Genomic DNA, 23,107 nt, shown 5'->3' with positions numbered 1-23,107 from the left:
GTAAGCGTCCGCTGAACACACCTTATGAATTCATCCTATAAGCCTTAATTTAGTCCCCACTTAAAAACAAGTGGGGACTAAAATTTATGACTACAAATCACCAGACATCCATCGCATCTCTTGCGAAAAAACGAAGAACATACAGTGCTGAATTTAAACAGCAGATCGTTCAGGCTTGTAAAGCACCGGACGTTTCAATTGCTTCGGTCGCTTTGCAACATGGATTGAATACAAATCTTGTATCCAAATGGATTCGCTTAATTGATGCTAAGCCAGGGAGTGATCGCTCACCACTACCGAATAAACCTGCATTTATTGCCTTATCTTGCTCTGCACCATTAGATCCTACTCCTACTGACATGTTAAAGGTTCAAATTACTTTACCCCACTCAAAAGCAGAAATTGGCTTGAAATGGCAAGTATCAGAAATATCTGCTTTAGCAGAATTACTCAAGGCACTGGCAACATGATCCGCATTGATGAAATCTGGCTTTCTACCCAACCTCTGGATATGCGAGCAGGGATGGATACTGTCATGGCTCAGGTGGTGAGAGCCTTTGGCTACATTAAACCGCATTGTGCTTACCTGTTCTGTAATAAACGTGGCCATCGTATGAAAGTGCTGGTACATGATGGACTGGGCATCTGGCTGTGTGCCAGGCGGCTGGAACAGGGAAAATTCCACTGGGCTCAAGTTCACCAAGGTGAAACCGTGGCCCTCAACCCGGAACAGTTACAGGCATTAATCCAGGGTTTGCCCTGGCAGCGCATTGGACGACAGCAAGTGGTCACAATGCTCTAAACCAAGCTCGGTTATTCTGCTATTCTCCAAACGTTCTATTTCCTCTGCGTCATGACCTCAGGCATACTGCGATCATGAATACGCTGCCTGACTTAAGCCAACTGACCCATGAACAACTGCTGGAATTTACCCAGCAGTTGGCAATGCAGCATCAGTCTCTGGCACAATCAAATCAAGAATTAGAAAAATCAAACCAGCAATTGGATGCCAAAGTTCAGCATCTTTCTATTCTCAATCAAAAATACGAGCATGAACTGGCGCTGTTTAAAAAGCATAAATTCGGCAGTAAAAACGAACATCTCACCGCAAAACAAATCCATCTATGGGACGAAGCGGTCGAAGAAGATATCGCAGCCGTTGATCTGGAATTAGAACGATTAAATGCAGATAAAACCGATGCAGCGACACAGAAAGCCACAGTCAACAAACCTAAACGTCGACTGCTGCCAGATCATCTACACACCATCCGTATTGAGCATGAACCTGCATCAACCCAATGCAGTTGTGGCTGCCAGTTACGTCGTATCGGCGAAGATATCAGTGAAAAACTGCATTTCAGACCGGCACAGTTCTACAAGGAACAGCATGTCCGTGGCAAATGGGTCTGTGATCAGTGTGATACCCTGACTCAGCAAGCGATGCCCGCCTATGTGATTGATAAAGGTATTGCCAGTCCTGAACTGCTCAGCCATGTGCTGGTATCGAAGTATGCCGATCATTTACCGCTGTACCGTCAGCGCCTGATCTATCAGCGGGCTGGCATTGATCTGTCCAGATCCACTTTATCTGACTGGATAGGTCGCTGCGGTGTAGAACTGGAACCTCTGGCCAATGCCTTAAAACAGGTGGTGCTGCAACAGCGGGTGCTGCATGCAGATGAAACACCAGTCACCATCATGCGGATGGGTGATGATGAGAAAAAACCGAAGAAAGGTTATGTCTGGGCCTATGCCACCACACAGTACAATCCGGTTCAAGCCGTGATCTATGACTTTCAGGATAGTCGTTCAGGTCAGCATGCTGAAGCGTTCCTGAAAAACTGGCAGGGTCATCTGGTTTGTGATGATTACAGTGGTTATAAAGCACGCTTTAAATCAGGCCAGGTCGTTGAGGTGGGCTGTATGGCGCATGCGCGTCGTAAATTCCATGAACTGCATGTGACCAAAAAAAGTCAGGTCGCTGAACAGGCATTAGTGCTGATTCAGAAACTGTATGCCATAGAAGCAGAACTCAGAAAAAAGACCGATGGTACAGCAGAACAGCGCCGCGAATACCGACAACAGCATAGTCAACCGGTGATGCAACAACTGTATGAATGGCTCAACCAACATCAACTGACGGTGCCATCGAGTTCTCCCACCGCCAAGGCCATCAATTACACGCTGAAGCGTTGGCCAGCTTTAAGCCGCTATCTGGATGATGGCAATCTACCGATTTGCAATAATTGGGTAGAGAATCAGATGCGACCTTGGGCCTTAGGACGCAAGAACTGGCTGTTTGCTGGCTCGCTGCGCAGTGGCCAACGAGCTGCCAATATCATGACTTTAATCCAGTCAGCAAAGCTCAATGGCTTGGATCCGTATGCCTATTTAAGTGATGTGCTGAAAAGGCTACCGACACACAAAGTGACCCAAATTGAAGAATTACTGCCACACCGGTGGCAACCCGACCAAAATTAAAAAATAGGTATGGGGTTCAGCGGATGCTTACTCTAAATCCACTCTATGTTCATGAATATTATCACCCTCTACTTCATCGGCAGCAGGATAGAGCCAATGGGCAATTTGTTCTGCGACGCTGGGATGATATTGAATTTCAAAATGGTTTAAACCGTAAAAAACTGCTTTATGTGCATCAGGTACTTTGAGGTAAAAGCGTGGATTAGGATGTTCGCCTAAAGCGCTCTCTACACTGACCAAATAGTCACCTAAAATTTTCAGTGCCCGATAGGTTCTATTTTGATGCTCTAGGGTACCGGCCACTAAAAAGGCATTCACATGCGAAGGAATGGGAGCAGGTTTACGGTTGTCATCTAGGGAACCTATACGCAGATCATGATGTTCCCAGTCGTCATCACGTACGCTGCCATGGCGTAAATCTAAAATGCCATTACTACGGATATTGACCAAGTGCCCAAACAATTTCACGATGGGCAAATTGCCTAACTTTTGTTGAATGGTAAAGCTAAAACGCTCTAAACCAGCGCCATGGTGTGGTGAGCCTAAACAGACTAGATTTTCGGTCATATATAGCCAGTCTTGTAGTTCTTGTTTGCCATAAAACAACGCACTACGTGCCACCAGACCACCCATGCTGTGGCCAATCAAATCAATACTGCTAATCCTTGGGTTGCGTGCCACTAAATCAGCCAATAAATTAGACAAGCTGCGACCGTTAGCAGAAATGCGGCGCCCAGAATTATAATTCAAATATAACAGGGTCTTATTGCCACGCTGTGCCATTAATTTATCGGGAATCCCGCCGTGACGAGCGCCTGTCCAGTCCACATGGCTCATACAAACGCCATGCAAAAAAATCACAATTTTGCCAGCCAAATCGCCTTGTTGTACTTCACCATAATGGTCATAGAGCAACATGGGAACCGCCAAAGGATTATGATGATGGAGTAAATAATTACCTAAAACACCATTTAAAATACCCACCAAAAAATGCAAGGAAGGATTGAGCTTTTTTTGATGCAATTTAGGAAAGGCATCCACTACATGGCGTAGCCCAGGTGCCAGTAAAAACTTACCATAGTGTTGACTGGTTTCTGAGGCCATTCGATAGAGCTTTTTAACATAGGGCAAGCGCATGAGCTTTTGACTTTGTAGGTCATTAATGCCCAGAAAATTAAGTAAAATTTCGCGCTGAATTGCAAACACTAAATGATGCACAGCCCCACCTAAGCGTGAGCTTAATAACTGTGCTAAACCTTCTAGCACATCGGCTTGGCTTAAGGGACGATCATCGATGCGGCAATAGGTTTCATGTAACGGTGTTAAACTTGGCATAGGGACAATCCCTCATGGCGATTTTTACTGCGTTGTTATAATGAGAATTGTGATGCAGTTAACATATCTTGCTTTGTCTTACCACAAATGCATTATTGTCCAACAATAAACCCAAAAATGTTGCATTGGAGTAAAGCAGATGCAGCTGATTTATCTATATGGATTTTTAAGCAATTCTCATTCCATTAAATGCTCGCAATTAGGCTGTTATTGTAAACAGCATATGCCGCATATACAGGTGCACACCAGATTTAAACTGTTCACCGCAGCAGGTGATAGAAAAATGACAACAGTTGATTGAAAGCTTAAATCAAGTGGTTTTAGTGGGGAGTAGCTTGCGTGGCTTTTATGCGACATATCTTGTCGCCAAATATAATCTGCCGACTGTACTGATCAATCCGGCTATGCAACCATGGGCGTTGGTTCAACAACGTTTTCAAGCCGCCAAATTAGCTGTGTGGATTCATCCCCAATGGTCGACTGACCAAGCTCAACTTGACGATTTACGGACACTTGCCTTGCCAGTTGTTCAGCATGCAAACAAAATTTTACTATTGCTGCAACAAGGCGATGAAGTTTTGGATTATCGTAACGCACAGCGTTATTATACGCAGGCAGCTCATGGTGCTTTGCAGATGCTCGAGGCGGGCGGCAACCATGCCATGGATAATTTCATAGAAAAAATACCCATGCTGTTGCAATTTTTATCCGATTGTATCGATTAAGGAAAACTGACTTTGTCTCAATATACGGCTCAATCACTTGAAGTTTTATCTGGTTTAGATCCGGTACGTCGCCGTCCGGGCATGTATACCGACACTTCACGTCCTAACCATTTAGCGCAAGAAGTTATTGACAATGCTGTAGATGAAGCATTAGCGGGCCATGCCAATAAAATTACGGTAAAAGTCTATAAAGATGGCTCTTTATCGGTTGAAGATAACGGCCGTGGTATGCCAGTCGATATCCATCCCGAATACGGACAAAGCGGGATTGAAATTATTTTAACCAAGCTACATGCCGGTGGTAAGTTCAGTACCGATAACTACCAATTCTCAGGTGGTTTACACGGTGTTGGTATTTCGGTGGTCAACGCTTTATCAACACGTGTGGAAGTCAGCGTACAGCGCCAAGGCAATCTGTATCAAATGGCCTTTGAGCAAGGTGAACCCGTTGCACCTTTAGCGGTATTAGAAGGTAAAGCACCTAAACGCGCTTCGGGGACCACTGTACATTTTTGGCCGGAAGCCAAGTATTTTGATTCACCTAAATTTGCCTTAAAAGCTTTAAAACATAATTTAAAAGCTAAAGCAGTACTGGCTGCGGGTTTGCAAATTAACTATGTCGATGAAATCAATGATGAAAAAATCACATGGCAATTTGAAAATGGTTTAGTCGATTATTTAATGGATGAATTGCAGGATCGTGAGATTTTGCCTCATCCAGCTTTTGTTGCCACTGGTGAGGGCGAACGTGCCAGTGCTGAATTTGCCATTTGCTGGAATGTTGAAGGTGGTGAGCAAGTTCAAGAAAGTTATGTCAACTTAATTCCAACCGCGCAAGGCGGTACGCATGTGAATGGTTTACGTGCTGGTGTGACCGATGCCATGCGTGAATTTTGTGAATTACGTAATTTATTGCCACGCAACTTAAAGCTATCTGCTGAAGATGTATGGGATGGCGTCAACTATATCTTATCGCTGAAATTACAAGAGCCACAATTCTCGGGCCAAACCAAAGAGCGTTTATCCAGCCGTGAAGCAGTCAGCATTGTGCAAAATATTGCCAAAGATGCTTTTGCCTTATGGCTGAATCAAAACTCTGAAATTGCCATGCAATTGGCAGAGATGGCGATTGCCAAAGCAGGTCGTCGTTTAAAAGCGGCTAAAAAAGTTGAACGTAAACGCATTGTTTCAGGGCCTGCTTTGCCGGGTAAACTTGCTGATTGCGTTGGGCATACTTTGGAAGAATCAGAACTGTTTATTGTTGAAGGTGACTCAGCAGGTGGTTCAGCGAAACAAGCGCGCGATAAAAACTTCCAAGCCATCATGCCAATTCGCGGTAAGATTTTAAATACTTGGGAAGTCTCTTCAGATGAAGTGCTGGCTTCACAGGAAGTCCATGATATTGCCATCGCGATTGGGGTCGATCCGGGTAGTGATGATTTATCAGAATTACGTTACGGTAAGATTTGTATTTTAGCCGATGCCGATTCGGATGGTTTACATATTGCCACCTTACTTTGCGCCCTATTTGTGAAGCATTTTAGAAGTTTGGTCGAAGAAGGACATTTATATGTTGCCATGCCGCCACTATTTCGTATTGATGACGGTAAAGATGTGCATTACGCGCTAGATGATGCTGAACTTGAAGGTGTATTAAGTAAAGCCAAAACCAAAGCGCCACAAATCACACGCTTTAAAGGTTTAGGTGAAATGAATGCCAGTCAGTTGCGTGAAACCACGATGGATCCGAATACCCGTCGTTTGGTGCAATTAGATTTAGATGATATGCAACTCACTGCAAGTTTATTGGATAAATTATTAGCCAAAAAACGCTCAGGCGACCGTAAACAATGGTTAGAGCAAAAAGGTAATTTAGCCGATATTGCGGTGTAAACCACTTATTAAAATTAAAAAGCCCCCTTTGAGGGGGCTTTTTTTACATAAAAAATGCATACACAAAAAATGCGATAATAAAGATACACAAGATATTGAGCACCATCCCTACGGTCATCATTTCACGTTGTTGAATATGACCCGTACCAAATACAATCGCATTGGGTGGCGTGGCCACAGGTAACATAAAGGCACACGATGCACCAATACCAATCACAATCACTAACACTTCTTTGGGCATTCCCATTTGATCGGCAATCACCGCAAAGACAGGGACTAACAGTGCCGCAGACGCGGTATTACTGGTAAATTCAGTCAAGAAGATAATAAAGATTGTCACTACAAAAATAATCATCAGTGGCGAAGTATCACCAAAGGTATTGGCAATGGTTTGACCTAACACCAAAGACGCGCCGGAATCTTTGAGTACCGCGCTTAAGGTTAAACCCCCGCCAAACAAGAGCAACACGCCCCAATCAGTATTTTCGGACACTTGTTTCCATGTGGCTGTGCCTAAAATCACTACTAAACAGGCAGCAAGCAAAGCGGTCCATGTGTCAGGTTGGGAAATACCAAAGTTTTCTGAGAGCTTTTTACCCAAAATCCAAGCAATTGCCGTACAGATAAATAAAATCATGGTAGCAATACGGGTTTTAGTCCATGCAATATTTTCGGCTTGAAAATCAATTTTATGATTCAGTTTAGGCCGTAAAACCACATATAAACTCAGCAGCATGGCAGGCAATAAGATCAGCATCATGGGTAAACCAATTTTCATCCAATCGGCAAAATCATAATCTAAAGCTTTGGCTGCAATGGCATTAGGAGGGGAGCCGACTAAGGTGCCTAGCCCACCAATACTGGCAGAATAGGCAATACCCAGTAAAATAAACACTAAGGTTTTACGATCTTTTTGCGCATCTAAATGTGAGGCTAAACCCAGTGCCAGCGGTAACATCATGGCTGCGGTAGCAGTATTGGAAATCCACATTGACAATAAAGCAGTGACTAAAAAAATCGCGAAAATTGATATACCTAAATGGCCGCCACTCAGGGAAATAATTTTCATGGCAATTTTTTTATCGAGCTTTTGAATATGCAGCGCCGTGGCTAAAGCAAAACCGCCAAAGAATAAAAAAATCACGGGGTCGGCAAATAAACTTAAGGCTTTACTCGTGGTTAAAGGTTGCAGTGTTTTGTCGGCTGCTTCAAAGGGCAATTGTAAAATCACGGCCAACACAGGAATAAGAAGCGCAGTGATGGTAATATGAATAGCTTCGGTCAGCCATAAAATCCCAATAAATAACAGTAAGGCTAGCCCCTTATTGGCATTGCTGTCGTAGGGTAAGGCTTGATAACAGAGGTAAGATAAAATTGCCGCAATGACAATAATCACACCACCTTTGATTAAGCGTTTGGGTTCAATTTGACCTGAACCTGTGCTCAGGGTTGTAGACATAATTGATTTCCTTTATGTGAGTATTTTTATTATTGAGCACCCCTTGCGCTATGCTGGGGCACATTTTTAAAACATGGCTTGATATAGTGCTTGTAGGCCGAGCAAAGTCATTAAGATTAAAATAAGGTAACGAAAATGGCGTTGTGATATTTTTTGCCGAAAGCGATTGGCAAGCAACACCCCAATTACAGCACTGATGCTCAGCCATAGGATCAAGCTGCTATTGTAAGCAAGCTGTTGTTCTAATATAGGCCATAGTAAAAATAGTTGTACAATTTTACTGATCAAAAAGATCAGGTTACTGATGATCACCACATCATTTTTCTGATGTTGACTGGCCATTAAATATAAAATCAATAATGGAGCCATCGCATTACTGGCCCCACCAACCACACCTGCGGCACAACCAAATATGGCCATATTGCGCTGTGATGCGGCTAAATTTAACGGGCGAGCACTGAATTGATCGAACACATAAGCCAGTAAAATCACCCCAAGCATGATTTTTAAATGTTGTTCTGAGAGATAAAGTAATAAAGCGACACCAAGCCAAGTGCCCAGCATACTGCTTAGAATGAGTACCAAATAGCGGTGTATATAGTGCCTTAAGTGGCGCGCTGTCGAAAACAGCACCAAGATATTGAGTAATAAACAGGGAATAATAACAACAGCAATACTGATGGAGAGCGGATAAAAGCTCGCAATAAGAGCGGTGCTTAGCATCGGAAAGCCAAAACCGCTTAAGCCATGTAATAATGCCGCTAAAGCACATAAGACTAAAATAATAAGCTGCTGCTGATCCATCGTATTGTTATGTTATGCGATAAAGCATTAGCTTAACTGAGTTTAGGGTTGGGTTGTAACCTCAATAGGATGAAAGGTCCACACATCACAGTTAGGCCCTTTACCAATCCGATCCACCACAGCAAAATCACTCGGGGCTTCAAAAGTGAGTAAGGGATGATGCCATGTACCCGCGCGATAATTCACGCCTTGGGAGCCATCTGTAATAAAGGCATAAATTTGATTTAAGTCAGGTGCATGCTCATTTAAAGCTTTGGCCACTACCAGCAAAAATGCTTGCCCTTGCATGGGAATAAAGGCTTGAGAACCGTTTGGATGACGCTCTAACATCTGAATTGTAAACGGCAACTGCGTGGCTTTTATATTACGAAAAATACTAATTCCCGCTTTGGCTTCGCCTATAATTTCAGTTTCTACTAAGGCATGATAGCGTTCGGTATGTGCATCGTTAATATGGAAAAATTCATTGCCTTGGCAACTAATGACTTCACCAAAAGGCGCGAAATTTTCAGGGCTTAACTTTTGAATTTGAATACTTTGCATAAGAATTCTTTTTAAATTGAAAACGCTTAAGTCAACTTAAGCGTTAGGGCGAGAACATTAAATTTTGCCAAATAAACGAATACGGCTAATACCACCATCTGGAATCATATTGACACGAATATGACTGATTTTTTCATGCGCTAAAATCTCATTCACGTAACTATGAATATGATCCATTTGCGTGTCTTGAGCCTCCAATAAATACGGCCAGAACATACTTTGCGGAATCAACTGTGGATCAGTGGCATCTTCTACATAAATCGCTTGAATCGACACTTGAGCCGGATAGTTACCTTTAAAATGTGCAGTATCGATGTCAATTTTTTCGATATGACCGGCTTGGCCTAGAGCTAAAATACACCAATCAAATCCTGGGGCACGGCGGCGTTTGGTTTCCCAACCATCACCCATGTTAATACCGCGATTAGGCTTAATTAAGTTACGTGGGTGACCAAAATGCGCATCACTGTAGGCAACCACACGCCCCCCATTTTGTAGGGCCAATAAATCTAAGCTTTGACTGGCATCAGAGATTTGAATTTGCACTTCACCATACACTTTAAAGCGTGCTACACCACCGTCAGGGAAAATATTTAAACGGACATGGGTGTAGGTGCTTTGGTCCTGAATATCAAACAGATGATGTTGGCCCGGACCTAAAATACTATTCGGTAAGATATTGCACCATGTTGCAGCATCAACATCGCCATTTGGTGCATAACAAGCCTCAACCAAAGCGGAAGCAGGGTAGTTACCGGTAAAAAAAGTAGTATCAATATCTAGCGCTTTGATTTTTCCAGCCACACCCAGTTTGATTATGGCCCAGTCATAGCCAGCATGGCGTTTACGACGCGTTTCCCAACCATCCATCCATTTGCCATGATCATCAAATTTATCTTCGACAAAGATTGGTGCTGCAAACTGTAGCATGCGTTTGGCTTCAGCAAAAAACTCATCTGAACACGCGAGCACTTGGGCGCCAATTTCAGCATCGGCAAGATTAGTGAGCTGTTGTAGCTGGTTAGGAAGTTCAAAAACAGGTGCGGTCAAAGTCGCCATATTATTTTCCATTGCTATGATTATTGGTGTTGCAAGATTGGGCAGCTAAAATCACAAAACAGCCCAAAACAATGCAAATTTGTGCTTTAAGAAGCACAGCCTGTGCCAACTTTGCCTTTTTTTTCAGCACATTTTTTAAAATGGCATAGTTTTCGCTTTAAAGCTGATCAATAAACAAGGATAAGCGGAGAATAAGATGGATATCGTCATTATTGGTGCAGGCATGGGTGGTTTAACCACAGGTATTGCGCTCAAAAAATTTGGTCACCAAGTACGAATCTATGAACAAGCCGAGCAAATTTTGCCAGTTGGGGCGGCAATTTCACTTTGGTCCAATGGGGTAAAATGCTTAAATTACTTAGGTTTAACCGATAAAGTTGCGGCCTTAGGTGGTCAGATGGACCATCTGGCTTATATTGATGGCTTAAATGGCGAAGTGATGACGCAATTTAGCCTGCAGCCGCTGATTGAAGAAGTGGGTCAACGTCCATACCCTGTATCGCGTGCTGAATTACAAGACATGTTAATGCAGGAGTTTGGCAAGGCAGACATTCATTTAGGCAAACGAATGACAGGACTAGAAGATCTTGGTGATCAGGTCAAAGTACAGTTTGCCGACGGCAGCACAGTTGAAGCTGATCTGTTGATCGGTGCAGATGGGACTCATTCAATTACCCGTTCTTATGTATTAGGTGAAAAAGTTGAACGCCGCTATGCAGGTTATGTCAACTGGAATGGTTTAGTCGAGATCTCACCACAGCTTGCTCCTGCGGATCAATGGACAACTTTTGTAGGTGAGGGCAAACGTGCTTCACTGATGCCAGTTGCCGATAACCGTTTTTATTTTTTCTTTGATGTCCCATTGCCTTTAGGCTTAGATAATGATCGTAGTCAGTATAAAAATTTATTAAAACAATATTTTAAAGGTTGGTGTCAGCCAGTACAGCATTTAATAGATGCGATTGATGAGCAGCGTACCAATCGGGTAGAAATTCATGATATTGAACCGTTTACCCAGTTCTATAGAGGTCGTGTAGTAATTATGGGGGATGCAGCACACAGCACGACACCAGATATTGGCCAAGGGGGGTGTCAAGCTATGGAAGATGCGATTTACTTGGCACGCGCTTTGCAAATTAATACTTTAGGCATTGAAGACGCGCTCAAGCGTTATCAAAACAAACGGAATGCGCGTGCTAACGAGTTGGTATTACGTGCGCGTAAACGTTGTGATGTGACACACATGAAAGATCAAAAAGTCACAGAAGATTGGTATGCCGATTTACGTAAGGAGCAGGGGCCGCATATCATGCAAGGTATTATTAGCAACATTGTTGATAATCCATTGGACTAAGTTAGTCATTGAATAATAAATAGAAAAAATAAAAATAACAGATTACAGCGAAAGGGCATTCAGCCCTTTTTTTTTACATATTCACAGCCCAATGCACCACAAAAAGGCGTTAAGCTAGCCAAGAGCGCATCCACAATAAGGAACAACAACGATGCAAATACTACTTTTAGCACTAGACGCCAACAGCCTTGAGCAGCTGATTTTAAATGCACAGAGCACAGAAGATATTGTGACGTGCCCCGCGATCCAATACCGTTTGCAACTGACAGATTGGCAAGCCTTAGATTATTTACTACAGAGTGATGCAATTTTAAAGGAGGCTTTGCACCCTATTCACCCACTTAGCATACATCCTATCCCAGGAGCACGTGTGCATTATAATACTGTGGTTAGAGTCTCAGACGTATATGCAGCATTGAATGATTTAGAGGTCACGGAGTTTATTCAAGCCAAACACGTTCAGCAGATTCAAACAGCGAATATTGCGTCCCAACTCTCCTCAGATGAGTTATTAGGAGCTTTGCGGGTGAGCTTTAATCAGCTACAAAGTTTTTATTACCATGCAGCAGATCACAACTTGGTGATTGTCGCGCTGCAAGGTGAACAGCTATTCGCCGCGAGCTATTTTTAAATTCAGTTGCATATACACCAAATCACGCCAAGTCCCAAATTTAAACCCCATTTGTGGTAAATAACCAGTTTGTACAAAGCCAAGCTTTTGATGCAGATGAATAGAACCAACATTCTCTGCATCAATGGCAGCCACCATCATATGTAGTTTTTGAGTATGTGCATGTTCAATTAAGGCGTGCATTAAACGTTTGCCTAAACCATGACCTTGATATTCAGGTTTAACAAAGACCGAGTGTTCAACCGTATAGATATAACCGCTATTTTGACTAAAAAATGAATAATCGGCATAAGCCGCAATGTGTTGTGTGGCATCTTCCACCGCCACAACCAATGGAAAGCCATGTTGTTGTAAGTCGGCAAAGAAATTTTGCATATAGTCGAGGTCAAAAGTCTGGGTATTCCAGTTTGCTGTATTGTGTTCAATTTCGTGATTGTAGATTGCCAAAATCGCAGTAAGATCATCTTTGGTGGCAGCACGTAAACTAAAAGACATCATAAAAATGTACTCAAAAATTCATTGTATCTAAGAAAAATCTATAAAAAAAAGCAAGACCGAAGTCTTGCCTTTTTAACATCAAATGATGTGCTTAGAAGTGGTATTTTACTAAAGCGCTGACATCATTTTGATCTACACCTTTAATACCGTATTTGTTATTCCAAACAGAGTGCTCTACACCCACATATAGCTTAGTGCTTGGTGAAATGTGTTTACCTACATTCCATTTATATTGGCTAGTCCAGTTTAATTCGCTAGCATGAGTATCTTCAGCAGTTGACCAATCAAGGAATGCGTCCACTAAGAAATCTTCATTACCCAATTTAAACGGTACAGCATAAGTGATGGTCATTTGATAATCATCATCTTTATTAGATTTGCTGTCGTTATCTGCTTTATAAAAGTTGATATTGGCATAGTTGGTATACGGAACATCTAAGGCAAAACCAACACCATAAAGGAAGTTGTTAAAACCACGATTGTTATCGTAGTCAGCATTATGTTCCCAAGTGGTTGCGACCAATACATCTTTAACTGGGCCAAAGCTTAAGTCTTTACCTGAAACATCACCTAGGCTTAAACGTGGTGCAAGCTCAAAGTAGGTGCTTTGCTCATTTTCGTCATCCCATTGATGATCGACAAAGAAAAACACATCAGAGTATTTGTATTTAGCCGCATATTCACCAGTAAGCGTAGTGCGTTGATCTGTACCTACTTCGTAGTTTTCGCCGTAAAGCGCAGTAAGGCTAAAGTCTTGCCAAACTGGTTTAGCTTGAGCCAACACAGCAGCGGAAGAGAGTGCACACAGTGCAGCAAGTTGTGTAAGTTTCATGAAAAAATCTCAGAGCCCATAAAAAGCGTAGTTAGAATACAGTGAATCAAATAAAAATAAAGCTAAAAAAGACAAACGGATAATTTAACCGTTACTTTTTTAGCTCCCACGATAAGTTGAATAAGAAAAAGCACTAATTAAAAGAGGAATATGATAATGCTGGTTGGCATCTTCAACAGTAAAATGAATCACAGCTTTAGGAAAAAAAGTACTGATATATAAAGACTTAAAATAATCAGCAACTGCAAAATCTAAACTGTAATTGCCCGCTTGAATTTCGCTTAAACCAAAAGCATCGGCAGTAATACGTCCATCTGTGTTGGTTGTGGCTGTCGCTAAAATAGAACCACTTTCATCTAACAATTGCACCACAACATTGGCTGCTGGTCGACCTAAATGGGTATCTAAAATATGAGTACTAATCATGATCTAATTCCTGTTCTAAACGTAAAAGGGCAATACCAATCAGTTGTTGTTTTACAATCTGTTGTTCTATAAGAGGGTCGTGCTGTAAACGTTGTTGTAAGGCTGTTAAAATTTCTGTACTGCTTAAACCTGCTGCTTTAATTAAAAAGATATAACCAAAGCGCGCCTCATAGTCGAGATTGCCTTGCAAAATTAAATCTAACGTTGCCTGATCGGCTTGTGCGCTGGCTTGTTCACGCGCAGAAAATTGTTGTTCTTTGGCGCTTAAATCGGCTTGGGCTTTTTTTTCTCCAATCCTTGGGTGAGTATTTAAAGCCTGTAAGATTTCATCCCAAGTCCAGGTTTGTGCCGCATCTTCGGCAAAATCAAGGACGGCTTGGCGTGAGGCAAAGGGGCGTTGGGCGCTGATGTCACTGGCCCAGCGTGGAATCTTGACACAGTGTTGCAATACCTCTTGGATGGGTTGCTGGTTAAACTGGCTCAATTGCATAATCTTTTGAATATTTGTCATGTATACGCCTAATTAGCAATAACAATGCCAAAATTGGGCATGAAAAACGCGCCTTTTTAGCGCGCTTTAAAGTTTATGGGGCGGGATGGTGCTGTTGCCAATGTCGGGCAATATCGCCACGACGACAAATCCAGACCTTTTCATGACTTTGTACATAATCTAAGAAACGTTGTAGGGCTTTAAAGCGACCAGGACGCCCTAAAAGGCGGCAATGCATGCCAATAGATAACATTTTTGGTGCAGTTTCACCCTCGGCATACAACACATCAAAAGCGTCTTTTAAATATTGATAAAAATCATCGCCCGTATTAAACCCACCTGCTGAGCTAAATTTCATGTCATTGGTGTCTAAGGTATAAGGAATAATAAGATGTGGACGAGTTGTTTGCTCTGCGTTAGTGAGTGTAGTCCAAAATGGCAAATCATCACCATAATAGTCACAGTCATATTCAATTTGCGGAAACTCTGCCAATAATTGACGAGTATTGGGGCTATCACGTCCGGTATACCAACCAATCGGTGCTTGCCCAAATAGGGCTTCAAGCACTGTAATGGCTTGATGCATATGCTGGCGTTCAGTCTCAAGATCAATATGTTGGTAATGCAACCAACGCTGACCATGTGAAACCACATCGTAATTGGCGCTCTTAATAGCCTCCACAATGGCTGGATGACGCGCCAAAGCCATGCCCACCCCAAAAATCGTCATTGTTAAGCCACGTTTTTGAAACTCTTGGTGAATACGCCAAAAACCTACGCGTGAACCATATTCGTACATCGAATCCATCGACATATGTTTAGCATCAAAGCTAGCAGCACCCACAATTTCCGATAAAAACTGTTCTGAGCCTGCATCACCATGTTCAATATGATTCTCACCGCCCTCCTCATAATTTAAAACAAATTGTACTGCAATACGTGCTTGATTCGGCCAATGGGCATGTGGCGGTGTGCCTTGATAGCCAACGAGATCACGTGAATATTCTGAATTTTGAATAGAATCAATAAGTTCTTGACCAGTTAAGTAAGAAGTTGTCACGTTTGGTATCCTTTTGATAATTTTTTTCAAATACCTCTTGCATATTTTAAATAGAAGCCCGATATTCAAAGAATAGAAGGACGCTTCTTAAGACTCAAAATAGTGCATCAATAAGGGGAGGTTGTCTTCCAAAACAATACAGATGTAGTGCTATAGCAACAGCTAAGCGACAAGCGTGCCAAGATAGTCAAGTTTTGCACAAAAAAGATTCAGATAAAGATACGAAAAGAGGATGAGATTATGAACATTGAAATCCGTACAGATAAAAATATTCAAAATAGTGATCGTTTAATTGGTTATGTACGTGCAGAACTAACAGAAGAATTCCAACGCCATAGTGAGCGTATTACGCACTTCTCCGTGCATTTGAGTGATGAAAATGGGGACAAAGGCGGCGATGATGACATTAAATGTATGATTGAGGCGCGCCCTGCAGGACTGAAACCTGTGGTGGTCAATCACCGTGGTCCAAATGTCGATACCGCAATTACCGGTGCGATTGACCGTTTAAAACGTAGTCTAGAACACGTGATTGAGAAAAAAGATAAGCCGCGTGCGCAGCAACCTAGTTATGTTGATCCAGATGCAGGTAAAGCTGATTTACTAGATGATGAAGACGACTAAAGTTCGTATTTTAATAAGCCCCTTTGGGGGCTTTTTTATTGGCTGTTAAATTTGTCATCGCAAATCTAAGTAGATTGGGCATAATAGTCCTTAGATAAAAGAGAGAAAGTTTTATGTTAAGCACACAACAACAAGCCCTAGCTGCTGCCATCTCCGCTTTAGATGTTGCTGAAGTTGAAAGTCTGTTGGCTCAAGGGGTCGATCCAAACTTTATTATTGATAGTGAAACCGGTCCTTTAATTTCACTTTGGTCAGACACTTTATTTGCTTGGTGGGAACAAGTCTGCGAAGCACACGAAGCAGGCCAACCATTATCAGATGAGCAAAAAGCTGCTTACTTAAAGCCGTATATGCAAATTTTAGACGCTTTGATTAAAGCGAAAGTCAATTTACATTTATGGGATTCAGAAGAAATCTATGGTCCACTTTGGGATGTAGCAAGTGCAGCATGTGTACCTGCGGTTGAACGTTTATTGGCAGAAAAAGTCAATCCAAATACCAAGGATGAAGATGATTTAACCATTCTCTCTTCAATTAGCCATTTGTTCTTCGATTGTGATTTTGATGAGATTGATTGGTCACAAGCGCTACCTGAAGAACAACAAGTATTAGAGTTACTACGTGCCCATGGCGCAAAAATGTCAAAAGAGCTCGCTTAACTTTGGAAAATATATGACAACACAACAAACCTTTGTTGCACTGGCAACGCTTGGCTTAACTTCTTTGAGTTTTGCTGCTGACTATAGTTTTGATCGTCCAGGTACTGGTTTTAGCACGTCTACTGTACCAGTGGGGCAGTTGGCATGGGAACAAAGCTTGGCCAATGCTCATTATCTTGAATATCAAAATGATGCAGGTCAAACAGTTAAACATACTCAAATCTACGCAGATACTTTACTCCGTACAGGGTTAAGTGATGATCTTGAGTTACAGTTGGGTTGGCAAGGACCTGCATGGTCAAAAACCAAAGTTGCAGGTCAGTCAGTTGAAGATGATGGTTTGGGTGATGTCAGTATTGGTCTAAAAAAAGCCATCAATTTAGATGATGAGCAGTTATCCATGGCTTTACTCGCTCAAGCTGTGCTTGCCACAGGTGATGACCAGTTTAGTCTACAAGATGACGTGTATAGCATTGGGTCGACGGTTTCGTTTGCCTATAATCAAGATGTGACCACGGCAATGAGCATGTTTTATGCAGTGCAAGATGGCCGCTGGCGTGTGACTGCTGTACCTACGCTAGAATATAACTTTAGCCCTAAACTTGGTGGCTATTCTGAATTGGTTTACTCCAAAGCAGAAGGGCAGGATTACGAATATGGTTTAGGCTCTGGCCTGCTGTATCAAGTGAATTCACGCTTGCAATTAGACGCAAGTGTTGGGTTAGCTTTAAATGGTCAGCATGACCATTATCAAGCGGCTTTAGGTTTTACTTACGCTTTTTAACCATGTGTGACAGATACAACAGCAGTCTTGTTCTTTAGATCAGGACTGCTTTTTTTATGTCCTTTTCTCTGTATTGCTTAAAACACATGATTTTATACAAATCAGTACCCCAAGCCTTTGTTCTAAATTTAAAACATAGTGTGCTATATGTGGTGATTAAATCATATTTATAGGACGTTATAATGGCCTCATCATATAAACATAAATTTAGGCTAGTTATGAAAGTTTTACATATTGATTCAAGTATTTTAGGCGCAGCATCTGTTTCACGTCAGTTAAGTCAAGCAGTGATTGAGCAGCTTAAAAGCAAACATGTTGATTTAGACATTGAATATCTAGATTTAAATACAGTCAATATTCCGCATTTAACTGGCGCGATTTTAATGGGCCAGGATGATGAGCAAAGTGCTTTAGGCGAGAAGTTGTTAAATCAATATTTAGCAGCCGATATCGTAGTCGTGGGTGCTTCGATGTATAACTTTGGCTTATCATCAAACTTAAAAGCATGGATTGACCGTATTAGCGTGGCAGGTCGTACCTTTAAATATACAGAAAATGGTCCTGTCGGTTTAGCAGGCAATAAAACTGCATACATCTTAAGTAGCCGTGGTGGTGTCTATGGCGATAACAGCCCAGTCGACTTCCAAGAGGGTTTATTAAAAGCAGTATTTAACTTCACTGGAGTGACTGATGTTAACGTCATTCGCGCTGAAGGCGTGAACATGGGCGAAGACATTAAAACTCAAGCCATTAATGTAGCATTAGCAAAAATTACCCAAATCTAATCATAAAAAGGTCAGCTCATACTGACCTTTTTTTTAATCAAGATCGACACTATGTGCAAACTCAGCCAGATCTGCTAAGGCTTGCTGACCTTCCTCAAACCAAGCATGAAACAGTTGGAAGTTGTGCCACATCCCAGTATAGATTTTTAAACTGGTTTTAACCCCAGCTGCTTCAGCACGTTGGTGCAAACGTTTGGCGTCATCTAGTAACAGGGCTTTAGAACCCACCTGAATAAATAGCGGTGGTAAGTCTGTTAAATCTGCAAATAATGGTGAAATTTTTTCGTCGCCAAGTTCATAACCACGCGGTACATAATATTCAATGCCAGTTTTTAACGCTTTAGGGCTGAGCATAGCATCCAGTTTAGCGTTGTAACGAATCGATTCACTGGTTAAGGTTAAGTCTACAAATGGTGAAGCCAACATTAAGCCACTAACTTGTTGTAATTTTTCTTCACGGATACGCAGTGCAAGGGCTAAGGCCAAATTAGCACCTGAACAATCGCCGGCTAAAATAATATCTTTTGCTTGAACACCTTGAGCTAATAAATCTTTATACAAACGCAATAAGGCTTCAATGGCATCTGGAAATTGATACTCCGGTGCTAGAGGATATTGTACATGCAAGACTTGCATTTGGGTGCGGGCGGCCAGTTGGGTCAGATAAGCACGGTGAGTGGTTAATGAACCGACAAAGAACGCACCTCCATGAATGTAAAAAATTAATTGCGTGGCTTCATCTTGGGCTTTGATTTCTTCTACTTTTAAACCGGTTAAGTTTAGCTCACGAATACTGACTTGATGACTTTGGGGAAAAACACGACTCATTTGCTCTAAAGCAAAACGTAGAGTATTAGGCGGCAAATTCAGGCGGCTTGGTGCACGAATCGCGGTTTTCAGCAGTTTTTCAGTGGCTAGCTGCTTAAAAAGTGGATCAATTTTCATCATAGTCCTATTTATTTTTAATATACTTATAGTTGTATTTTTCACAACTAATTTTACAAGCTTACACTAAATAGTCACATTCAAAAATTGCAAATTTGTTGCCAATTTTGAATACTAAGCATGTCGTTTCGACCCAAGGAAATTTATAACAATGAAAAAATTATTTGTCGCATTAGGATTATTCGGCTTTGTCAGTCTTGCGAGTGCAGCGGATCCTTTAAATGGTACAGTATGGAAGACTGTAGACGATAAAACCAAGCAAGCCAAAGCTTTGGTTAAATTTACCCAACAAAAAAATGGCACTTTATCCGCTTCTATTCAGCAGGTTTTAACGCCGGGTGAAGAAAACGCGTGTAGTAAATGCGAAGGACCTTACAAAAATAAATCCTTAAAAGGTTTAACAATTGTGCATGGTCTAAAAAATGTGGGTAACAACAAATACGAGGGAGGGTCTATTGTAGATCCAAACTCAGGCAAAACGTATAAGCTAAAAAGTCAGTTAAAAGGCGATAGCCTAGATATGCATGGCTTTATTGGTGTATCTGTATTGGGACGTACCCAAACTTGGCAACGTGCCAACTAAAATTGAGTTTAAAAAGCCTGCATGTTGCAGGCTTTTTATCATGAATTAGCAGCCAATGCTCGGTAAGCTGCTTCATCAAAACCGACAATATAGCCCTGTTGGGTCGCTAACACTGGACGCTTAATCAAGCTACTGTGTGTGATTAAAGCGGTAATTAAATTTTGTGGTGAACTGAGTGCATCTTGTTGTTCTTGTTCAGAAAGATTACGCCAAGTTGTTCCTTTTTTGTTTAAGATCACTTCTTGACCTTTAGCTGCTAGCCAAGCTTGGACGGTGGCTGCTTCTGGTGCTTGTTTTTTGTAGTCATAAAACTCATAATCCAACCCTAACTCATTAAGTAGGTCAAAGGCTTTTTTCATTGAACTACAGTTTTTAATACCATAAATTTTTAACATCAAAGATCTCTAAGCTGATTTTTCTTTAGCTTAAACCATTCGACGCTAAAGTTTAATCCTATGGTCACGTGGCTGTCATATTCAGGTCTTAACCTAGTTTTATAGTAAAAATAATTAAGTATAGATCAAAAAGATAGGCTCAAGATGTTGAAAACCCGCATCTAATCATCCTGATTATGCGGGTCTCATTGCAACGTCCGTTGTCTAATCCTTGAAAACAAGCGCTTTGTAAGTACTTATTTATTTTCATCCTACAGCATCCAATCCATATGTGGTCATCCTGACCGCTTCCCTGTGCTGTGGCAACATAATGCCCTGAATAAGCTTATGAAAAAAGCTACAAAGACGACAGTGTGTGTAGGAGATAGACACTGTTTAAGTAAACAAGTGTTTACTGAGTTTTACAATTTGTAGTCAATAATCACTGGGGCATGGTCACTAAACCATGTTTCTTTATACACCCATGCATTGACAGTACGCGCTTTCCAATCGGGTGAACAGGCTTGGTAGTCAATCCGCCAACCCACATTTTTGGCACGGGCTTGACCACGGTTGGACCACCAAGAATAGACCTCAGCTTCTTTAATCACTTCACGGAAAGTATCCACATAGCCTAAATCATCATAGATATGATCAAGCCATGCACGTTCGTGTGGCAGACAGCCTGAGGCTTTTTGATTGCCCGACCAGTTTTTAATATCAATGCGTTTATGCACAATATTGTAGTCACCACACACAATGACTGATTTGTCTTCATCACGCCATTGTTTTAAAATTTTCTTATATTCATCTAAAAAGTGATCTTTACGCGCTTGTGCTTCTTCACCTGATGAGCCTGATGGTAAATACAATGAGCAAATATGGGCGGTTTTATCTAAACCTAAATCAAACTCTGCTGATATAAAGCGACCTTGTGAATCAGCGAGTTCAAACCCCAAACCATCAGTCACGGACACAAAGGGCAAACGGCTATAAATAGCAGTGCCTGCATAGCCTGGACGTTCAGCAGGGAACAGATGCGTGTACCAACCTTCAGGTTTAAATTTGTCCGTCCATTGTTCATGGGTAATACGTGACTCTTGCATGCAGATGACATCGGCATCTGAAGTTGCCATCCAGTCAAAAATCCCTTTTTTTTCCGCTGAACGTAATCCATTTACGTTGATTGATACGACACGTAAAATTTTTTGATCACTTGGATAGCTACTCTTTGGTATCATGCTTAGGTTTAACCTCAAACTTAAAAAATGGAGCACCTCATGACAACGCAAGCGGCATTTAACCCACAAGCTTTTATCGAACTCGCATTATCACGTGGTGTGCTTAAATTTGGTGAGTTTACTTTAAAATCGGGTCGTGTGAGCCCTTATTTTTTTAATGCAGGTTTACTCAATGATGGCGAAGCATTAACAGGTTTAGCATCTGGCTATGCGGCAAAATTGACTGAATGCGATAACGTAGAAGTGATTTTTGGCCCTGCCTATAAAGGTATTCCATTTGTTGCAGCGACTGCTGTGGCATTGTCACAAAACCATGGCGTAAGCGTGCCTTGGGGCTTTAACCGTAAAGAAGCCAAAGATCACGGTGAAGGTGGTGTGTTGGTAGGTGCTTCAGTTGAAGGCAAAAAGGTTTGGATCATTGATGATGTAATCACGGCAGGTACTGCAATTCGTGAAGTGGTAACCATTTTAAAGAATGCTGGTGCACAAATTGCGGGTGTTTTAGTTGCGCTTGACCGTCAAGAAAAAGGTCAAGGTGAATTGTCTGCGATTCAAGAAGTCCAAAAAGAATTAGAAATTCCAGTACATGCTTTAATTACCATGAAAGATTTAATGGATTATTTAGCTGCTAAAGGCAATAAAGAAGCTTTGGCTAAAATGGAAGCGTACCGTGTCAAATATGGTATCTAATTTTTAATACAAGATATTGATTTTTAATAAAGCTCTATCCATGATAGGGCTTTATTTATTCTTAATAAAAATTATGGAACAGCCAATTTTAGACTTTTTAAAATTACATATTTCTCACCAAACTACGTTGACTGATTGGTTCTCTGTGATCGTCTATGCTTTTACATTAGGGGTAGCTTTTTGGGCAGCATTTACAGCAAAACAAGCATTAAAAGAAAATCAAAAAATTACTAGAGTGCATATAGAGCCTTTTATTACTGTGAAAATTGATCATATGAATGAGTCTATTAATTGGTTTCGATTAAAAATTACTAATGAGGGTTTAGGACATGCATTTAATATCAAGTTAGATATAGAAAATGATAATAAAGATAAATATAGCGAACTATCTAATAAAATACTGGCAAGGATTAGTGGTCCTACCTTTATGGTAAAAGGACTAAAACATTTATCTCCATCTGAGATGAAATTTAGTAATTTGTTTAGTGTGGATAGGGTTACAGGACAAGAACAGCAAAGTATAGATATGTTTTTTAATTTAATTTTCAGGGTGAAAGTTACATATCAAGATAAAAATGCAAGTAATTTTGAGCGAGAATATATTTTAACCCGAATCATGGATAAGAAATTCAGTTGAAAAAAAAGATGACTGAGTTAATAAGAGAGTTACCACACACTTTTATTAACCAGCCATCCTATGTTCGAGTTTACAACTTTATTCTGCACAATTGATGATTTTTTTCAAAAAAATGAAGCGGTCTATTGGCAGTATCTAAAACAAGAAAATCCTAAAGTCAGACAGCGATCAGGTGTTCTATGCTTATCTGAAATT

At 41.3% G+C, this 23,107-nt stretch carries 26 protein-coding genes and 2 pseudogenes; 15 read left to right on the top strand and 13 right to left on the bottom strand.

Annotated elements, in window-relative coordinates; genetic code table 11:
* Positions 1-86 precede the first annotated feature (86 nt).
* The 3 genes from tnpA (at position 87) to tnpC (ending at position 2,481) form a co-directional block, all read left to right on the top strand.
* Positions 87-470, top strand: coding sequence for an IS66-like element accessory protein TnpA (gene tnpA, locus AC5YCD_RS14635; RefSeq protein WP_218999213.1), 384 nt, complete (start codon positions 87-89; stop codon positions 468-470).
* Complete coding sequence (tnpB, locus tag AC5YCD_RS14630; protein ID WP_164709242.1) at positions 467-802, top strand: IS66 family insertion sequence element accessory protein TnpB; 336 nt, start codon at positions 467-469, stop codon at positions 800-802. The genes tnpA and tnpB overlap by 4 nt, the downstream gene beginning before the upstream one ends.
* Before the next feature lie 74 nt (positions 803-876).
* Positions 877-2,481: an IS66 family transposase gene (gene tnpC, locus AC5YCD_RS14625; protein WP_496128784.1), complete on the top strand. Its 1,605-nt coding sequence runs from the start codon at positions 877-879 to the stop codon at positions 2,479-2,481.
* Positions 2,482-2,508: 27 nt separating this feature from the next.
* Here tnpC and AC5YCD_RS14620 read toward each other — a convergent pair whose 3' ends face one another.
* Positions 2,509-3,816: a PGAP1-like alpha/beta domain-containing protein gene (locus AC5YCD_RS14620; RefSeq protein ID WP_496130729.1), complete on the bottom strand. Its 1,308-nt coding sequence runs from the start codon at positions 3,814-3,816 to the stop codon at positions 2,509-2,511.
* Positions 3,817-3,955: 139 nt separating this feature from the next.
* Here AC5YCD_RS14620 and AC5YCD_RS14615 point away from each other — a divergent pair.
* Together AC5YCD_RS14615 and parE are read left to right on the top strand one after the other, a co-directional pair.
* A pseudogene (locus tag AC5YCD_RS14615) lies at positions 3,956-4,541 on the top strand (YqiA/YcfP family alpha/beta fold hydrolase).
* A gap of 12 nt (positions 4,542-4,553) precedes the next feature.
* Positions 4,554-6,434, top strand: a complete 1,881-nt coding sequence (parE, locus tag AC5YCD_RS14610) for a DNA topoisomerase IV subunit B (protein ID WP_496130728.1) — start codon at positions 4,554-4,556, stop codon at positions 6,432-6,434.
* 43 nt (positions 6,435-6,477) lie between these two features.
* Here parE and AC5YCD_RS14605 read toward each other — a convergent pair whose 3' ends face one another.
* From AC5YCD_RS14605 to alc, 4 genes are all read right to left on the bottom strand, one after another.
* On the bottom strand, positions 6,478-7,893 hold the full coding sequence (locus AC5YCD_RS14605; protein WP_496130727.1) for an SLC13 family permease: 1,416 nt from the start codon (positions 7,891-7,893) through the stop codon (positions 6,478-6,480).
* A gap of 66 nt (positions 7,894-7,959) precedes the next feature.
* Positions 7,960-8,697: a sulfite exporter TauE/SafE family protein gene (locus tag AC5YCD_RS14600; RefSeq protein ID WP_496130726.1), complete on the bottom strand. Its 738-nt coding sequence runs from the start codon at positions 8,695-8,697 to the stop codon at positions 7,960-7,962.
* Between the two features lie 42 nt (positions 8,698-8,739).
* Entirely contained in the window at positions 8,740-9,246 is a 507-nt protein-coding gene (locus AC5YCD_RS14595) for an ureidoglycolate lyase (protein ID WP_496130732.1), read from the bottom strand.
* Positions 9,247-9,297: 51 nt separating this feature from the next.
* Entirely contained in the window at positions 9,298-10,299 is a 1,002-nt protein-coding gene (gene alc / locus AC5YCD_RS14590) for an allantoicase (RefSeq protein ID WP_496130725.1), read from the bottom strand.
* Between the two features lie 196 nt (positions 10,300-10,495).
* On the opposite strand from alc, the gene hpxO reads away from it, so the two are divergent.
* Positions 10,496-11,653 carry an FAD-dependent urate hydroxylase HpxO gene (gene hpxO / locus AC5YCD_RS14585; RefSeq protein ID WP_496130724.1) on the top strand — a complete coding sequence of 386 codons (1,158 nt, stop codon included), beginning with the start codon at positions 10,496-10,498 and terminating at the stop codon, positions 11,651-11,653.
* A 151-nt stretch (positions 11,654-11,804) separates the two neighbouring features.
* Positions 11,805-12,284: a DUF1877 family protein gene (locus AC5YCD_RS14580; protein WP_496130723.1), complete on the top strand. Its 480-nt coding sequence runs from the start codon at positions 11,805-11,807 to the stop codon at positions 12,282-12,284.
* Here AC5YCD_RS14580 and AC5YCD_RS14575 read toward each other — a convergent pair.
* The 5 genes from AC5YCD_RS14575 to puuE form a co-directional block, all read right to left on the bottom strand.
* Positions 12,261-12,779, bottom strand: coding sequence for a GNAT family N-acetyltransferase (locus tag AC5YCD_RS14575; protein ID WP_496130731.1), 519 nt, complete (start codon positions 12,777-12,779; stop codon positions 12,261-12,263). The genes AC5YCD_RS14580 and AC5YCD_RS14575 overlap by 24 nt on opposite strands.
* A 94-nt stretch (positions 12,780-12,873) precedes the next feature.
* A complete protein-coding gene (locus AC5YCD_RS14570; RefSeq protein WP_168400629.1) occupies positions 12,874-13,614 on the bottom strand; it encodes an outer membrane protein OmpK in 741 nt (246 codons plus the stop codon).
* Positions 13,615-13,713: 99 nt separating this feature from the next.
* Positions 13,714-14,040: a hydroxyisourate hydrolase gene (uraH, locus tag AC5YCD_RS14565; protein ID WP_496130722.1), complete on the bottom strand. Its 327-nt coding sequence runs from the start codon at positions 14,038-14,040 to the stop codon at positions 13,714-13,716.
* The gene (uraD, locus tag AC5YCD_RS14560) at positions 14,033-14,530 is read right to left on the bottom strand and encodes a 2-oxo-4-hydroxy-4-carboxy-5-ureidoimidazoline decarboxylase (RefSeq protein WP_496130730.1); all 498 of its coding nucleotides are present in this window, start codon (positions 14,528-14,530) and stop codon (positions 14,033-14,035) included. The genes uraH and uraD overlap by 8 nt, the downstream gene beginning before the upstream one ends.
* A 94-nt stretch (positions 14,531-14,624) precedes the next feature.
* On the bottom strand, positions 14,625-15,590 hold the full coding sequence (gene puuE, locus AC5YCD_RS14555) for an allantoinase PuuE (RefSeq protein WP_496130721.1): 966 nt from the start codon (positions 15,588-15,590) through the stop codon (positions 14,625-14,627).
* Between the two features lie 240 nt (positions 15,591-15,830).
* Between puuE and AC5YCD_RS14550 the strand changes: the two genes are divergently transcribed.
* The 4 genes from AC5YCD_RS14550 to AC5YCD_RS14535 all read left to right on the top strand — a co-directional run bounded on the left by AC5YCD_RS14550 (position 15,831) and on the right by AC5YCD_RS14535 (position 18,442).
* The gene (locus AC5YCD_RS14550) at positions 15,831-16,214 is read left to right on the top strand and encodes an HPF/RaiA family ribosome-associated protein (protein ID WP_496130720.1); all 384 of its coding nucleotides are present in this window, start codon (positions 15,831-15,833) and stop codon (positions 16,212-16,214) included.
* A 113-nt stretch (positions 16,215-16,327) separates the two neighbouring features.
* Entirely contained in the window at positions 16,328-16,873 is a 546-nt protein-coding gene (locus tag AC5YCD_RS14545; protein ID WP_496130719.1) for an ankyrin repeat domain-containing protein, read from the top strand.
* Positions 16,874-16,886: 13 nt separating this feature from the next.
* On the top strand, positions 16,887-17,657 hold the full coding sequence (locus AC5YCD_RS14540) for a transporter (RefSeq protein WP_496130718.1): 771 nt from the start codon (positions 16,887-16,889) through the stop codon (positions 17,655-17,657).
* A gap of 218 nt (positions 17,658-17,875) precedes the next feature.
* On the top strand, positions 17,876-18,442 hold the full coding sequence (locus AC5YCD_RS14535; RefSeq protein WP_496130717.1) for an FMN-dependent NADH-azoreductase: 567 nt from the start codon (positions 17,876-17,878) through the stop codon (positions 18,440-18,442).
* A gap of 33 nt (positions 18,443-18,475) precedes the next feature.
* Here the strand turns inward: AC5YCD_RS14535 and AC5YCD_RS14530 are convergent, their stop codons facing one another.
* Positions 18,476-19,387: an alpha/beta hydrolase gene (locus tag AC5YCD_RS14530; RefSeq protein WP_496130716.1), complete on the bottom strand. Its 912-nt coding sequence runs from the start codon at positions 19,385-19,387 to the stop codon at positions 18,476-18,478.
* A 151-nt stretch (positions 19,388-19,538) separates the two neighbouring features.
* On the opposite strand from AC5YCD_RS14530, the gene AC5YCD_RS14525 reads away from it, so the two are divergent.
* Positions 19,539-19,970: a DUF2147 domain-containing protein gene (locus AC5YCD_RS14525; RefSeq protein WP_496130715.1), complete on the top strand. Its 432-nt coding sequence runs from the start codon at positions 19,539-19,541 to the stop codon at positions 19,968-19,970.
* A gap of 38 nt (positions 19,971-20,008) precedes the next feature.
* Here the strand turns inward: AC5YCD_RS14525 and AC5YCD_RS14520 are convergent, their stop codons facing one another.
* The gene (locus tag AC5YCD_RS14520) at positions 20,009-20,365 is read right to left on the bottom strand and encodes a Spx/MgsR family RNA polymerase-binding regulatory protein (protein ID WP_496130714.1); all 357 of its coding nucleotides are present in this window, start codon (positions 20,363-20,365) and stop codon (positions 20,009-20,011) included.
* A gap of 401 nt (positions 20,366-20,766) precedes the next feature.
* Complete coding sequence (locus AC5YCD_RS14515) at positions 20,767-21,585, bottom strand: exodeoxyribonuclease III (RefSeq protein ID WP_496130713.1); 819 nt, start codon at positions 21,583-21,585, stop codon at positions 20,767-20,769.
* A 39-nt stretch (positions 21,586-21,624) separates the two neighbouring features.
* Between AC5YCD_RS14515 and pyrE the strand changes: the two genes are divergently transcribed.
* The 3 genes and pseudogenes from pyrE to AC5YCD_RS14500 all read left to right on the top strand — a co-directional run.
* Positions 21,625-22,275: an orotate phosphoribosyltransferase gene (gene pyrE, locus AC5YCD_RS14510; RefSeq protein ID WP_496130712.1), complete on the top strand. Its 651-nt coding sequence runs from the start codon at positions 21,625-21,627 to the stop codon at positions 22,273-22,275.
* A 73-nt stretch (positions 22,276-22,348) separates the two neighbouring features.
* Positions 22,349-22,912 carry a DUF8453 domain-containing protein gene (locus AC5YCD_RS14505; RefSeq protein WP_496130711.1) on the top strand — a complete coding sequence of 188 codons (564 nt, stop codon included), beginning with the start codon at positions 22,349-22,351 and terminating at the stop codon, positions 22,910-22,912.
* A gap of 60 nt (positions 22,913-22,972) precedes the next feature.
* Positions 22,973-23,107, top strand: a pseudogene (locus AC5YCD_RS14500) (IS982 family transposase); the annotation flags it as partial.

Source organism: Acinetobacter sp. CY05, from assembly GCF_059515805.1.
Note: the sequence above shows the minus strand (reverse complement) of the source record. Positions and strands in the feature narration are given on the sequence as shown.

Coding starts and splice junctions, on each gene's coding strand:
- AC5YCD_RS14580 (WP_496130723.1), top strand. CDS start 11,805: ATGCAAATACTACTTTTAGCACTAGACGCCAACAGCCTTGAGCAGCTG.
- AC5YCD_RS14545 (WP_496130719.1), top strand. CDS start 16,328: ATGTTAAGCACACAACAACAAGCCCTAGCTGCTGCCATCTCCGCTTTA.
- tnpC (WP_496128784.1), top strand. CDS start 877: ATGAATACGCTGCCTGACTTAAGCCAACTGACCCATGAACAACTGCTG.
- AC5YCD_RS14535 (WP_496130717.1), top strand. CDS start 17,876: ATGAAAGTTTTACATATTGATTCAAGTATTTTAGGCGCAGCATCTGTT.
- AC5YCD_RS14605 (WP_496130727.1), bottom strand. CDS start 7,893: ATGTCTACAACCCTGAGCACAGGTTCAGGTCAAATTGAACCCAAACGC.
- AC5YCD_RS14505 (WP_496130711.1), top strand. CDS start 22,349: ATGGAACAGCCAATTTTAGACTTTTTAAAATTACATATTTCTCACCAA.
- pyrE (WP_496130712.1), top strand. CDS start 21,625: ATGACAACGCAAGCGGCATTTAACCCACAAGCTTTTATCGAACTCGCA.
- hpxO (WP_496130724.1), top strand. CDS start 10,496: ATGGATATCGTCATTATTGGTGCAGGCATGGGTGGTTTAACCACAGGT.
- AC5YCD_RS14520 (WP_496130714.1), bottom strand. CDS start 20,365: ATGTTAAAAATTTATGGTATTAAAAACTGTAGTTCAATGAAAAAAGCC.
- AC5YCD_RS14530 (WP_496130716.1), bottom strand. CDS start 19,387: ATGAAAATTGATCCACTTTTTAAGCAGCTAGCCACTGAAAAACTGCTG.
- AC5YCD_RS14540 (WP_496130718.1), top strand. CDS start 16,887: ATGACAACACAACAAACCTTTGTTGCACTGGCAACGCTTGGCTTAACT.
- uraH (WP_496130722.1), bottom strand. CDS start 14,040: ATGATTAGTACTCATATTTTAGATACCCATTTAGGTCGACCAGCAGCC.
- AC5YCD_RS14600 (WP_496130726.1), bottom strand. CDS start 8,697: ATGGATCAGCAGCAGCTTATTATTTTAGTCTTATGTGCTTTAGCGGCA.
- tnpA (WP_218999213.1), top strand. CDS start 87: ATGACTACAAATCACCAGACATCCATCGCATCTCTTGCGAAAAAACGA.
- AC5YCD_RS14620 (WP_496130729.1), bottom strand. CDS start 3,816: ATGCCAAGTTTAACACCGTTACATGAAACCTATTGCCGCATCGATGAT.
- alc (WP_496130725.1), bottom strand. CDS start 10,299: ATGGCGACTTTGACCGCACCTGTTTTTGAACTTCCTAACCAGCTACAA.
- AC5YCD_RS14550 (WP_496130720.1), top strand. CDS start 15,831: ATGAACATTGAAATCCGTACAGATAAAAATATTCAAAATAGTGATCGT.
- AC5YCD_RS14525 (WP_496130715.1), top strand. CDS start 19,539: ATGAAAAAATTATTTGTCGCATTAGGATTATTCGGCTTTGTCAGTCTT.
- AC5YCD_RS14515 (WP_496130713.1), bottom strand. CDS start 21,585: ATGATACCAAAGAGTAGCTATCCAAGTGATCAAAAAATTTTACGTGTC.
- AC5YCD_RS14575 (WP_496130731.1), bottom strand. CDS start 12,779: ATGTCTTTTAGTTTACGTGCTGCCACCAAAGATGATCTTACTGCGATT.
- uraD (WP_496130730.1), bottom strand. CDS start 14,530: ATGCAATTGAGCCAGTTTAACCAGCAACCCATCCAAGAGGTATTGCAA.
- tnpB (WP_164709242.1), top strand. CDS start 467: ATGATCCGCATTGATGAAATCTGGCTTTCTACCCAACCTCTGGATATG.
- AC5YCD_RS14570 (WP_168400629.1), bottom strand. CDS start 13,614: ATGAAACTTACACAACTTGCTGCACTGTGTGCACTCTCTTCCGCTGCT.